The following is a 13098-nucleotide window of genomic DNA, read 5'->3' as shown; positions in this document are numbered from 1 at the left end:
GGAGGGGGCTTGCCCTAATGCCGTTCAGTTAAGCGAAAGTGATTCACTGTAGGAGCGAGCTTGCTCGCGAAGAACTCAGGGCCACCGCGCTTATCGAGAATGAACGCGTTGCCTGGGCGTTTTTCGCGAGCAAGCTCGCTCCTACAAAAAGCCTTAACTGACTGGCATTAGGGCAAGCCCCCTTCCACACTTTGATCTCTGTTCACATTGGATCGGTGGTGTTTGAGGATCAGGCGCCAGGCAACGCCAGCTGCGGATTGACGAAGTCAAACGCCGCCAACTGAAAGCCTTGCTCATCTGCCTGCAACGCCCAGCCCTGCTTGTCCCAATCCCCCAGCACAATGCGCTTGGCCGCCTGGTCGCCAATCTGCAGCTTATGGATCGCCGGGCGGTGCGTGTGGCCGTGGACCAGGGTGCGCACGCCGAACTGCTGCATCACCCGCGGCACTTCCTCGGGCGTGACATCGACAATGTCGTTGGCCTTCATGCGCGTTTGCGCGCGGCTTTCACTGCGCAGCTTGCGCGCCAGCCGGTGGCGGGTGCGCAACGGCAGGTGACGCAGGATAAACAGCACCATCGGGTTACGCAGGATGCGCCGCAGCTTCATGTAGCCAAGGTCGCGGGTGCAGAGGCTGTCGCCGTGCATCAACAGCACGGGTTCGCCTGCGAGCTGCACGACACTCGGGTCCTTAAGCAAGGTGGCGCCTGCCGCTTTGCAGAACGCCTTGCCGATCAGGAAGTCGCGGTTGCCATGCATGATAAAAATCGGGGTACCGCTATCGCTCAGCTCGCGCAGAGCCTCGCAGATCGAACGCTGGAAGGGCGTCATCCCATCGTCGCCAATCCAGGCTTCAAAGAAGTCCCCCAGAATGTACAACGCCTGGGCGCCACGGGCGCGGTTGTGAAGCAGATCCAGAAACGCCCGGGTAATGTCCGGGCGCTCCTCTTCCAGATGCAAGTCTGAAATCAGCAATATCACTCAACGATCTCGGCTTTCTCGACGATCACGTCTTCGACCGGTACGTCCTGGTGACCGGCCTTGGAGGTGGTCGACACGCCTTTGATCTTGTCGACAACGTCCTGGCCTTCGGTGACTTTACCGAACACGGCGTAGCCCCAGCCCTGTACGTTCTTGCCGCTGTGGTTCAGGAAGGCGTTGTCGGCCACGTTGATGAAGAACTGCGCGGAGGCCGAATGCGGCTCCATGGTACGGGCCATGGCGACGGTGTACTTGTCGTTGGAAAGGCCGTTGTCCGCTTCGTTCTGGATGCTTGGGCGCTTGTCTTTCTTTTCTTTCATGCCCGGCTCGAAACCGCCGCCCTGGACCATGAAGTTACCGATGACACGGTGGAAAACCGTGTTTTCGTAGTGGCCGGCCTTAACGTACTCGATGAAGTTGGCGACGGTGATCGGCGCTTTCTCGGCGTTCAGCTCGATGACGATGTCACCGTGGTTGGTGGTCAGTTTGACTTGAGTCATGTTCACTACTCTTTTCAGGGAATTCGTGGGTTTGGACGCCTGGGGCGCCTTACCTGTCTGGCTAAACGGCGGCCAAGGCGCGCAGTTTAGCGTGCCCGGCAGGAATTTCGAGGTGGTTTTTTACCGCCCGGTTAATTAAAGCAGCAGTTTTTGGTCGTGACCTGTCAGTGTCTTGACAGCATCAGCTATGATATCGCCTTTGTTTTATCTGGCCCCAACCGGCCACGAACCTGTCTGTTCAAGGATCCTATGAGCAAGCCCACTGTCGACCCTACCTCGAATTCCAAGGCCGGACCTGCCGTCCCGGTCAATTTCCTGCGCCCGATCATCCAGGCGGACCTGGATTCGGGCAAGCACACGCAGATCGTCACCCGCTTCCCGCCAGAGCCCAACGGCTACCTGCACATCGGTCACGCCAAGTCGATCTGTGTGAACTTCGGCCTGGCCCAGGAGTTCGGTGGCGTCACGCACCTGCGTTTCGACGACACCAACCCGGCCAAGGAAGACCAGGAATACATCGACGCCATCGAAAGCGACATCAAGTGGCTGGGCTTCGAATGGTCCGGTGAAGTGCGCTATGCCTCCAAATACTTCGACCAGCTGTTCGACTGGGCCGTCGAGCTGATCAAGGCCGGCAAGGCCTACGTCGACGACCTGACCCCCGAGCAGGCCAAGGAATACCGTGGCACCCTGACCGAACCGGGCAAGAACAGCCCGTTCCGCGACCGTTCGGTAGAAGAGAACCTCGACTGGTTCGCCCGCATGCGCGCCGGTGAGTTCCCGGACGGCGCCCGCGTGCTGCGCGCCAAGATCGACATGGCCTCGCCGAACATGAACCTGCGCGACCCGATCATGTACCGCATCCGCCACGCCCATCACCACCAGACCGGCGACAAGTGGTGCATCTACCCGAACTACGACTTCACCCACGGTCAGTCGGACGCCATCGAAGGCATCACCCACTCCATCTGCACCCTGGAGTTCGAGAGCCATCGTCCGCTGTACGAATGGTTCCTCGACAGCCTGCCGGTACCGGCGCACCCGCGTCAGTACGAATTCAGCCGCCTGAACCTCAACTACACCATCACCAGCAAGCGCAAGCTCAAGCAACTGGTGGATGAAAAGCACGTCAATGGCTGGGACGACCCACGCATGTCGACCCTGTCGGGCTTCCGCCGCCGCGGCTACACCCCGGCGTCGATCCGCAACTTCTGCGAGATGGTCGGCACTAACCGCTCCGACGGTGTGGTCGACTACGGCATGCTCGAGTTCAGCATCCGCCAGGACCTCGACGCGAACGCGCCACGGGCCATGTGCGTGCTGCGTCCGTTGAAAGTCGTGATTACCAACTACCCGCAAGACAAGGTCGACCATCTCGAACTGCCGCGTCATCCGCAGAACGAAGCACTCGGCGTGCGCAAGCTGCCGTTCGCCCGTGAAATCTACATCGACCGCGATGACTTCATGGAAGAGCCGCCAAAAGGCTACAAGCGCCTGGAGCCGAACGGCGAAGTGCGCCTGCGCGGCAGCTACGTGATCCGCGCCGACGAAGCGATCAAGGACGCCGAGGGCAACATCGTCGAACTGCGTTGCTCCTACGACCCGGAAACCCTGGGCAAGAACCCGGAAGGCCGCAAGGTCAAGGGCGTGATCCACTGGGTGCCGGCCGCTGCCAGCATCGAGTGCGAAGTGCGCCTGTACGATCGCCTGTTCCGTTCGCCGAATCCTGAAAAGGCCGAAGACAGCGCCAGCTTCCTCGACAACATCAACCCTGACTCCCTGCAAGTGCTCACCGGTTGTCGTGCCGAACCCTCTTTGGGCGACGCACAGCCGGAAGACCGTTTCCAGTTCGAGCGCGAAGGCTACTTCTGCGCGGATATCAAGGACTCGAAACCTGGTCAGCCGGTATTCAACCGTACCGTGACCTTGCGTGATTCGTGGGGCCAGTGATTCTGTCTTAAGGAACTGTCGTGCTAACGATCTACAACACACTCAGCAAGACCAAAGAAGTCTTCAAGCCGCTGGATGGCAACAAGGTGCGCATGTACGTGTGCGGCATGACCGTGTACGACTACTGCCACATCGGCCACGGCCGCAGCATGGTTGCCTTCGACCTGGTGACCCGCTGGTTGCGTTTCAGCGGCTATGACTTGACCTATGTGCGCAACATCACCGACATCGACGACAAGATCATCAACCGCGCCAACGAGAACGGCGAGTCGTTCGATGCGCTGACCGAGCGCATGATCGCCGCCATGCACGAGGACGAGGCGCGCCTCAATATCCTCAAGCCGGACATGGAACCGCGTGCCACGGACCACATCCCTGGCATGCACGCCATGATCCAGACCCTGATCGACAAGGGTTACGCCTACGCTCCTGGCAACGGCGACGTGTACTACCGCGTCGCCAAGTTCATGGGCTACGGCAAGCTGTCGCGCAAGAAAATCGAAGACCTGCGCATCGGCGCGCGCATCGAAGTCGACGAAGCCAAGCAGGATCCGCTCGACTTCGTGCTGTGGAAAGGCACCAAGCCCGGCGAGCCGAGCTGGGAATCGCCATGGGGCGCCGGGCGTCCGGGCTGGCACATCGAATGCTCGGTGATGTCCACCTGCTGCCTGGGCGAGACCTTCGACATTCATGGCGGCGGCAGCGACCTCGAGTTCCCGCACCACGAAAACGAAATCGCCCAGAGCGAAGCCGCCACCGGCAAGACCTACGCCAACGCCTGGATGCACTGCGGCATGATCCGCATCAATGGCGAGAAGATGTCCAAGTCCTTGAACAACTTCTTCACCATCCGCGACGTGCTGGAAAAGTACCACCCGGAAGTGGTGCGTTACCTGCTGGTGTCGAGCCACTACCGCAGCGCCATCAACTATTCGGAAGACAACCTCAAGGACGCCAAGGGCGCCCTGGAGCGGTTCTACCACGCGTTGAAAGGCCTGCCATCCGTGGCGCCGGCCGGCGGCGAAGCGTTCGTGGCACGCTTCACCGAAGTCATGAACGACGACTTCGGCACACCGGAAGCCTGCGCCGTGCTGTTCGAGATGGTGCGCGAGATCAACCGCCTGCGCGAGAGCGATCTCGACGCAGCGGCAGGTCTGGCGGCGCGCTTGAAAGAGCTGGCGAGCGTCCTGGGCGTGCTGCAGATGGAAGCCGACGACTTCCTGCAAGCCGGCGCCGAAGGCCGTGTGGATGCGGCTGAGGTGGATGCGTTGATCCAGGCGCGTTTGGCTGCGCGTACCAACAAGGACTGGGCGGAGTCCGACCGTATCCGTGACCAACTGACCGCGATGGGTGTGGTGTTGGAGGACGGGAAAGGTGGGACGACGTGGCGGTTGGCTGATCAGGCCTGATTGGCAAACGCTGGATGAAAAAAGCCCCGACTGGTTCGGGGCGTTTTTTTGTACAGTTTTTGTCGCGATCGCCTTTTAGCTCCGCACGGGAGCGATCTAATTTTCTAGTAGGTTTCTACATATTCTCTCCGGTCAGAACTCCATCCAGCCGAGGCACCGAAAAACAGAGCTTTAGTGATGGCATTTTGCTTTCCTGTTTTTTGACTGATAGTCTCTATTCGACAGAGAAAATATTGCAGATATTTTCTGGTGCGCAGCATTATTTATAAGTTTCCCTATGGGGCATTTGGCGGGGATGGCTAGATGGAAAATGTATGTTATGTACCGGATGGTACGGACTGTACGGTAGTCTTATATAAAGAATTCCCAGAGAAATATCGGGGCAATATTCAGTGTGATAGCTGCTTCGAAAAATCTTGGTTTGTTAAGGGCTTTTCAACCGAGAAGTATATTCGAGCTCCGTGTTTTGCAGCTCATCATGCTGAAGGATGCAAGAATAAAATAGTACTAATTCCTGATGAGGATGGGGATGCCTCTCCTGGTCCTTTGTCTGTAATTAACATTGACTTGGATAAGCAGCGTAAGCAGGGGATAGACGTCGTTGTAGCGCAAGCTAAATCTAAAAAAGTATCAAGTTGGGGTACCACTAGGAAGTACTCTAATCTAGGGGATTATCCTGAGAATAAATCACTTCGACAGATATTAACAAAGCTTGGCCGTGAAGTGGAGTTTTCTGAGTCTGATAAAAGTATAAGAATGGTCGCTGATGGCGGTCGAGTAGTCCTTGAAGGGGCACTCTCAGAACATCTAGTTTCGCAGGGCGACATCCCCAATTCGCCGCTCGGTGAGCCAAAGATATTCTGGGGTAGAATCAATAATGTAAATAAAGCTAAAGGTGGTCTATGGCTTAACTGTGGAAACTATAAAAAAGAACCAAGTATATTGGTCGATGATGGTGATTTGGAAGAACAACTGTTAGAGGATTTTCGTCTTAAGGATATCGATGAACTGCAGGGGGCGGACTTCATAGTGGTCGGAGTAGCGTTCAAAGCTAGTAATGGAAAGCCTTATATAAAATTTGGATTTACAAAGTATATTGCATTTCGAAAATATAGATTGGAATAGATTTGTGCCTTTTCGGAAAGGGGCGAATACACGTTTTAGCAGCATAGGCGCCCCCATTGTGCACGTAGCTTTATGTGGCGTTTTTACCTTGGGTGGCGGCCCTATCCACCAATAATTTAACGCCCTCCAACATCCGGCAAATCCCCAATGCAACGCTGCGCGGAGTGCCATCAATTTCGAAAGCCAAATGGCTCGCTAATGCTTGAGCCGACGAAAGATCCTCCGACGCATTGGCCAGCAGCGTCTCGACGTCTAATCCTGCGCGTACGGTAAACAAACTATGGTCCTCAGTAGAAGGCTCTGGTTTCTCAGGCGGATTCAAATAGTGGTTAATTGCTCCATGAGCAGCACTGTTAAACGCGGTTGAGTCTGACGGCGGATTCGGACTGTCTTTAATCATGAAGAAGCTCCTAGAGTATTGGAGCCGTCACCTATCGCTGCGAAACGATACCGGGGTGGCAGCTGTACGCAGGTTCGCAGACCGGGACTCTAGGCACCCGGCATACCCGAAGGTATCCCGCGCACAGCCGCCATAACATCAGGCATAAAAAAGCGCCCGCTATCTTGAGGTGGACGCTTTGCGTCTAGAGTTTAACCGGGCTGCGAAACCCGGTCGCTGAATTTGCAGCGACCGCCGAAGATTAGGCAGGCATCTTCTGAGCGGCAACCCTAAAACTCTGTCGGAAATTTCTGCAATCCAAATATGGGAGTGGGCTTGCCCTAATACCAGTCAGTTAAGGCTTTTTGTAGGAGCGAGCTTGCTCGCGAAAAACGTCAACGATAACGCGTGCTTCCTGAATGAACGCGGCGCCTGTGAGTTTTTCGCGAGCAAGCTCGCTCCTACAGGAGGCGATGTACGCTTAACTGACTGGTATTAGGCCAAGCCCCCGATAGCAGTCAATCAGTCAGCTCATCTTTAACTGACCCACCGCAATCGGGGGCAAGCTCCCATCCCACATTTTTTACTGTGTTCGTCTCAGCGCTCAGCGGCGGCTGCTGACCTCGGCCGGTACATCATCACCGGCCATGCGCTTGCGAAACAGCGCCGTACGGGCCAGCAGCAGCGTGGTCACCGGTACGGTGATCGCCAACAAAATCGGAATCAGCCACCCGTGCAGCACCGGCCCGGACTTGAGCACCGAAAAATAGATAATCGACGCGAGCGCCACACACCAGGCACCCAATGTCGAGGCCAGCGCCGGCGGGTGCATGCGCTGGAAGAAGTCTTTCATGCGCAGCAAGCCAATCGCGCCGATCAACGCAAATACGCTGCTCAATACCAGCAGCACCGCGACGGCGATTTCCATCCATAACGGCATCATTCAATCACCTCCCCACGCAGCAGGAATTTGGCCAGGGCAAATGAGCCCACGAAGCCGAACAGCGCAATCAGCAGCGCCGCTTCAAAGTAGGTGTCGCTGGCATAGCGAATACCCAGCACCAGCATCATCAGCATCGCCAGGATGTACAGGTAGTCCAGCGCCAGGACCCGGTCCTGGGCCGACGGGCCTTTGAACAGGCGGATCAGGGTCAGCACCATGGCCAGGGAGAACAGGAACAGGCTGAACAGGATCGCATTGGAGAGCAGGGCGCTCATTCGAAGATCTCCATCAGGGGCCGCTCGTAGGTGGTCTTGAAGTGCTCGATAAACGACACTTCATCCTCCAGGTCGAATACGTGCAGCAGCAGGATGCTGCGGTCCAGCGCCAGTTCCGACCAGATGGTGCCGGGGACCACGGTGGTGATCATCGACAGGGCGGCGAGGCCGTTGGCGTCGCGCAGGTCCAGGGGGATTTTGACGAAGCGCGAACGCGGTGGGCGTGAGCCGCACACCAGCACGCCCCAGGCCACTTGCAGGTTGGAGACGATCACATCGCGGCCGACCAGGAAAAACAGGCGGATGATCACGCCAGGGCGGCGGATGCGGATCGGCAGCGGGCGCAGCGGTGCCATCAGCAGCGGCGCGAGAACGCCCAGCAGCGCGCCAAGCAGCAGGTTGCCGGGGCTGACGGACAGGTTCAGCACCAGCCACAGCAACCACAAGGCCAGGGACAACCACGGGGCAGGCAACAGGCGCTTCATGGCTGCACCTCCAGCGCGGCAGTCTTGGCTTCGGGGCTGGGGACCGGACGCGTGGCCATCACCGCCATCACGTAGTGTTCCGGATTGTTCAGGCTTTGGGCAGTGGCCTGGGTGTAGCGCATCAGCGGCTCGGCCTTGAAGGTCAGCAGGATGCTCAGGCCCAGCAGGAAGAAGATCGGCACGCACTCATAGCGGCGCAGCAAGGGCGACGGGCGCTCTTCCGGGGTCCAGAAGCGCTGGATACCCAGGCGGGCGAAGGCGATCAGCGAGGCCAGGCCCGAGAGGATCAACAGCGCCACCAAACCCCAGGCCGCGGGACGAATGGGTTCATCCACACTGACGCCCAGGCCCAAGGGGTTAACCAGCGCACTCAACAAGCTGAGCTTGCCGATAAACCCGGACAGCGGCGGCATGCCGATGATCAGCAGGGCGCAGGCGACAAAGCTCAAGCCGAGGAAGGCCATAGTCCAGGGAATCACCTGGCCGACCACGGCTTTCTGCTCGTCATCCAGGTTCACGCCAGGACGCGGATGCAGGGATTCCATGGCCTTGGGCAGTGCGTCAATCTCTTCATCCAGCGGCAGGTCGTTGGCCGAGCGCGAACGCTCGATCAATTCGGCCAGCAGGAACAGCGCACTCAACGCCAGGGTGGAGCTGACCAGATAGAACAGCGCCCCGGCGGTCAGGCTTGGCTGGGCGAAGCCAACGGCCGACAGCAGGATGCCGGCCGAGACCAGGATGCTCAAGCTGGCCATGCGTTCGAGCCGCTGCGCCGCCACCATCGCCAGCGCCGCGCAGATGATCGTGGCCATGCCGCCGTACACCAGCCAGTCGCCGCCAAACAACGCCGAGGCGCCGGCCTGGCCGGAGAACAGCAGGGTCCACAGGCGCAGCACGGTGTACACGCCGACCTTGGTCATGATCGCGAACATCGCCGCCACCGGCGCACTGGCCGAGGAGTAGGCGGGGGCCAGCCAGAAGTTCAGCGGCCACATGCCGGCCTTGGCCAGGAACGCGGTGGCGAGGATCGCCGCACCGGCATGCAGCAGGCCGCGATCCGCCTCGGGTACCAGCGGGATTTTCAGCGCCAGGTCGGCGAAATTCAGCGTGCCGGTCACACCGTAGATCATCGCCGCGCCGATCAGGAACAGCGACGACGCCAACAGGTTGATCGCGATGTAATGCAGCCCCGACGACACCCGCGCCCGGCCCGAGCCGTGCAGCATCAAGCCGTAGGACGCCGCCAGCAGCACCTCGAAGAACACGAACAGGTTGAACAGGTCCGCCGTGAGGAACGCGCCGTACAGGCCCATCATCTGGATCTGGAACAGCGCATGGAAGCTGGTGCCGGCACGGTCCCAACGGGCCATGGCGAACAGCAGCGCGCTCACGCCGATGATCCCGGTGAGCACCAGCATCAGCGCCGACAGTTGGTCCACCACCAGCACGATGCCGAACGGCACCTGCCAGTTGCCCGGCAGGTACACGCCAATCGAGCCGGGGCCGCCTTTTTGCGTCCAGTACAACAGCAGGATCGCGATGCCCAGGCCAATGACGCTGGAGAACAGGTTGATCCTGGCCTTCAGCGGGCGGCGTTTTTCGCCGAGCATCAGCATCAGCGCGGCGGTGAGCAACGGCAGCAGGATCGGGGCGACGATCAGTTGGTTGACCCAATTCATTCCTTGGGCTCCCGGCCGTCCACATGGTCAGTGCCGGTCAGGCCCCGTGACGCCAGCAGCACCACCAGGAACAACGCGGTCATGGCGAAGCTGATCACGATGGCCGTGAGCACCAGGGCCTGGGGCAGGGGATCGGTGTAGTTGAGCAGGTCCTGGGGCACGCCGTCCTTGATGATCGGCTCCTTGCCGATAAACAGGCTGCCCATGCTGAAAATGAACAGGTTGACCCCGTAGGACAACAGGCACAGGCCCATCACCACCTGGAACGTCCGTGGCCGCAGGATCAACCAGACGCCGGAGGCCGCCAGGACCCCAATGGCAATTGCGATGACTTCTTCCATCAGGCGGCTCCTTCGGTGGCGGCGACTACTTTGGCCTGGTTGCTTGGTTTATGCGCACGCACCGACTGGTGACCGAGGGCGGTGAGCATCAGCAGTGTCGAGCCGACGACCATGGCGTATACGCCGACGTCGAAGAACAACGCGCTGGCGACATGAATATCGCCCAGCAGCGGCAGGCTGAGATGCCAGGTATGAGTGGTGAGGAACGGGTAGCCGACAAACAACGCGCCGATCCCGGTCAGCGTCGCCGAGAGCAGGCCGAAGCCCATCCAGCGCATCGGCCGCAGGCTCATCTGCGCCTCGACCCACTGGGTACCGGCAACCATGTATTGCAGGATAAACGCCACCGACATCACCAGACCCGCGACAAACCCGCCGCCCGGTTGGTTGTGGCCGCGCATGAACAGGTAGAACGACACCACCAGCGCAATCGGCAGCAGCAGGCGCACCAGCACCGCCGGCACCATCATGAAGCCCAGGGCGGTGTCGCTGGCCTGGCGCGGGTTGACCAGGTCGGTGGCCACGTCCGGCGCCAGTTGACGCTGCTGTGGCGGCAGCTCCATGCTTTCCTTGGACGGGCGGAAACGACGCAGCAGGGCGTACACCGTCAGCGCCACGGCGCCGAGCACGGTGATTTCGCCGAGGGTATCGAAGCCCCGGAAGTCCACCAGCATCACGTTCACCACATTGCTGCCACCGCCCTCGGGCAGGGCGCGGCTCAAGTAGAACGAAGAAATATCGTTGGGCGTCTGGCGCGTCAGCATCGCATAGGACAGCAACGCCATACCGCCGCCTACCACGGTGGAGAGCAGGAAGTCGCGCAGACGACGGATGCGCGCCTTGCGCAGCGAACTGGGCAGCGGCGAGACCTCTTCGATCCGCCGTGGCAGCCAGCGCAGGCCGAGCAGGATCAGTACGGTGGTGACCACTTCCACCACCAACTGGGTCAGCGCCAGGTCCGGCGCCGAGAACCACACGAAGGTGACGCAGGTCATCAGGCCGCACACGCTGACCATGGTCAGGGCCGCGAGCCGGTGGTACTTGGCTTGCCAGGCGGCGCCCAGGGCACAGGCAATCGCCAGCAGCCACAGGGTGACGAACACGATGGAGCCCGGGATCTTCGGGCGGTCGCCCCAGCTGAGGCCGCTGTTGAGCATCGGGATCATGGCGCCGATCACTGCGACGATCACCAACAGGAACAATTGGGTCTGCAGGCGCTTGGTGCTGATGCGTTTCTCGATCCTGCGCACGCCGCGCATCATCACCACCAGGCTGCGCTCGAAGCCGCGCTTGCCGTTGAAGTAGCTGATGATCGGCGGGTATTTGAAGCGGCCGCGTTTCAGTTGTTTGCGTAGCAGCAGGTAGAGCACCACGCCACCGGACATGGCCACCAGGCTCATGATCATCGGTGCATTCCAGCCATGCCAGATCGCCAGGCTGTATTCCGGCAGCACGCCGCCGACCACCGGCAGCGCTGCGGCTGCGAGGATCGAACCGACCACCTGGGCCGGGAAGATGCCCACCAGCAGGCAGGTGAATACCAGCAGCTCAACCGGGGCACGCATCCAGCGCGGGGGTTCGTGAGGCGTGTGGGGCAGGTCGGTGGCGGGCGGGCCGAAGAACACATCCACGGTAAAGCGCAGGGCGTAGGCCACGCTGAACGTACCGGCGATGGTCGCGATCAGGGGCAGGGCGATTTCCACCCATTGGGTCGATGAGATAAACACGGTTTCAGCGAAGAACATCTCTTTGGACAGGAAACCGTTGAGCAACGGTACGCCGGCCATGGATGCGCTGGCCACCATCGCCAGGGTCGCGGTAAACGGGATCAGGCGCACCAGGCCACTGAGCTTGCGGATGTCCCGCGTGCCGCTTTCGTGGTCGATGATGCCCGCCGCCATGAACAGCGAGGCCTTGAAGGTGGCGTGGTTGAGGATATGGAACACCGCGGCGACGGCGGCCAGCGGGCTGTTGAGGCCCAGCAGCAGGGTGATCAGCCCGAGGTGGCTGATGGTGGAATAGGCTAAAAGGCCTTTGAGATCATTCTGGAACATGGCGCAGTAAGCGCCGAGGAGGAGCGTGAGCGCGCCGGCACCGCCGACGATCCAGAACCATTCTTCGCTGCCGGACAGCGACGGCCACAGGCGGGCCAGCAGGAACACGCCGGCCTTCACCATCGTCGCCGAGTGCAGATAGGCAGACACCGGGGTCGGTGCAGCCATGGCGTGGGGCAGCCAGAAGTGGAACGGGAACTGCGCGCTTTTGCTCAGGGCGCCGATCAGCACCAGCGCGAGCATCACCGGGTACAGCGAATGCGCGCGGATCTGCTCGCCGGCGGCCAGCACCTGGTCCAGGTCATAGCTGCCGACGATATGCCCCAGCAGCATCACGCCCGCCAGCAGGCACAAGCCGCCCGCGCCGGTGACCATCAAGGCCATGTACGCACCACGACGCGCATCGGCGCGATGGTGCCAGTAGCCGATCAACAGGAACGAGAACAGGCTGGTCAGTTCCCAGAAGAACACGATCTGGATCAGGTTGCCGGAAATCACCAGGCCGAGCATGGCGCCCATGAAGGCCAGGAAAAACGCGAAGAAACGCGGCACCGGATCGTCCGGCGACATGTAGTAGCGCGCATACAGCGACACCAGCGCGCCGATGCCGAGCACCAGCATCGAGAACAACCAGGCGAACCCATCCATGCGCAGCACGAAGTTCAGCCCAAGGCTGGGCAACCACATGAACTCTTCGCGGATCACGCCACCGTGGGCGATCTGGGGGTAGAGCAGGGCGACTTGAACGGTTCCGACCAGGGCCACAAGGCCAGCCAGCAGGGATTCGGTGTTACGTGCATTGTGCGGCAGCAAGGCCGCCAGACAGCTGCCGATAAAAGGCAGAAGCAGTAGAACTATCAGGGACATAGGCTTCTAATCTGCGGGAGTTTGGGATGCATCATACGTGCCGCTTTGTCGATCACCAAACGGCAACATGTGGCAGGATCCTACAAAGTAGGTCGAAAACTCCCGTTTGGCA

General features: G+C 60.0%; 12 protein-coding genes. 3 read left to right on the top strand and 9 right to left on the bottom strand.

Translation table 11 applies throughout. The features are described 5' to 3' along the window. Window positions 1–229: 229 nt before the first annotated feature. Together lpxH and J3D60_RS09730 are read right to left on the bottom strand one after the other, a co-directional pair. Window positions 230–979, bottom strand: a complete 750-nt coding sequence (gene lpxH, locus J3D60_RS09735) for a UDP-2,3-diacylglucosamine diphosphatase (RefSeq protein WP_253491139.1) — start codon at window positions 977–979, stop codon at window positions 230–232. After that, window positions 976–1479: a peptidylprolyl isomerase gene (locus J3D60_RS09730; protein ID WP_065927032.1), complete on the bottom strand. Its 504-nt coding sequence runs from the start codon at window positions 1477–1479 to the stop codon at window positions 976–978. Before J3D60_RS09730 ends, lpxH begins: the two co-directional genes overlap by 4 nt. A 249-nt stretch (window positions 1480–1728) precedes the next feature. Between J3D60_RS09730 and J3D60_RS09725 the strand changes: the two genes are divergently transcribed. The 3 genes from J3D60_RS09725 (at window position 1729) to J3D60_RS09715 (ending at window position 5963) form a co-directional block, all read left to right on the top strand. Continuing rightward, window positions 1729–3429 (top strand): glutamine--tRNA ligase/YqeY domain fusion protein, encoded by a 1701-nt coding sequence (locus J3D60_RS09725; protein ID WP_027606288.1) that lies wholly within the window; start codon window positions 1729–1731, stop codon window positions 3427–3429. 20 nt (window positions 3430–3449) lie between these two features. Beyond that, window positions 3450–4838 (top strand): cysteine--tRNA ligase, encoded by a 1389-nt coding sequence (cysS, locus tag J3D60_RS09720; RefSeq protein ID WP_027606289.1) that lies wholly within the window; start codon window positions 3450–3452, stop codon window positions 4836–4838. 303 nt (window positions 4839–5141) lie between these two features. Beyond that, window positions 5142–5963, top strand: coding sequence for a hypothetical protein (locus tag J3D60_RS09715; RefSeq protein ID WP_253491137.1), 822 nt, complete (start codon window positions 5142–5144; stop codon window positions 5961–5963). Between the two features lie 70 nt (window positions 5964–6033). Here J3D60_RS09715 and J3D60_RS09710 read toward each other — a convergent pair whose 3' ends face one another. The 7 genes from J3D60_RS09710 to J3D60_RS09680 all read right to left on the bottom strand — a co-directional run bounded on the left by J3D60_RS09710 (window position 6034) and on the right by J3D60_RS09680 (window position 12986). Continuing rightward, a complete protein-coding gene (locus J3D60_RS09710) occupies window positions 6034–6363 on the bottom strand; it encodes a DUF6124 family protein (protein WP_253491135.1) in 330 nt (109 codons plus the stop codon). Between the two features lie 583 nt (window positions 6364–6946). Next, window positions 6947–7285, bottom strand: coding sequence for a Na+/H+ antiporter subunit G (locus tag J3D60_RS09705; RefSeq protein ID WP_253491133.1), 339 nt, complete (start codon window positions 7283–7285; stop codon window positions 6947–6949). Further along, window positions 7282–7560 carry a K+/H+ antiporter subunit F gene (locus J3D60_RS09700; RefSeq protein WP_005789171.1) on the bottom strand — a complete coding sequence of 93 codons (279 nt, stop codon included), beginning with the start codon at window positions 7558–7560 and terminating at the stop codon, window positions 7282–7284. The genes J3D60_RS09705 and J3D60_RS09700 overlap by 4 nt, the downstream gene beginning before the upstream one ends. Further along, a complete protein-coding gene (locus J3D60_RS09695; protein WP_141606735.1) occupies window positions 7557–8045 on the bottom strand; it encodes a Na+/H+ antiporter subunit E in 489 nt (162 codons plus the stop codon). Before J3D60_RS09695 ends, J3D60_RS09700 begins: the two co-directional genes overlap by 4 nt. After that, window positions 8042–9724 carry a monovalent cation/H+ antiporter subunit D gene (locus J3D60_RS09690; RefSeq protein ID WP_027606292.1) on the bottom strand — a complete coding sequence of 561 codons (1683 nt, stop codon included), beginning with the start codon at window positions 9722–9724 and terminating at the stop codon, window positions 8042–8044. Before J3D60_RS09690 ends, J3D60_RS09695 begins: the two co-directional genes overlap by 4 nt. Next, a complete protein-coding gene (locus tag J3D60_RS09685) occupies window positions 9721–10065 on the bottom strand; it encodes a Na+/H+ antiporter subunit C (protein WP_003192163.1) in 345 nt (114 codons plus the stop codon). Before J3D60_RS09685 ends, J3D60_RS09690 begins: the two co-directional genes overlap by 4 nt. After that, a complete protein-coding gene (locus J3D60_RS09680; RefSeq protein ID WP_253491131.1) occupies window positions 10065–12986 on the bottom strand; it encodes a monovalent cation/H+ antiporter subunit A in 2922 nt (973 codons plus the stop codon). Before J3D60_RS09680 ends, J3D60_RS09685 begins: the two co-directional genes overlap by 1 nt. Window positions 12987–13098 lie beyond the last annotated feature (112 nt).

It is taken from the genome of Pseudomonas sp. S3E17, from assembly GCF_024168685.1.
Classification (GTDB): Bacteria; Pseudomonadota; Gammaproteobacteria; order Pseudomonadales; family Pseudomonadaceae; genus Aquipseudomonas; species Aquipseudomonas marginalis.
The sequence above is the reverse complement of the archived record's forward strand: the minus strand, read 5'-3'. Positions and strand labels throughout refer to the sequence as shown.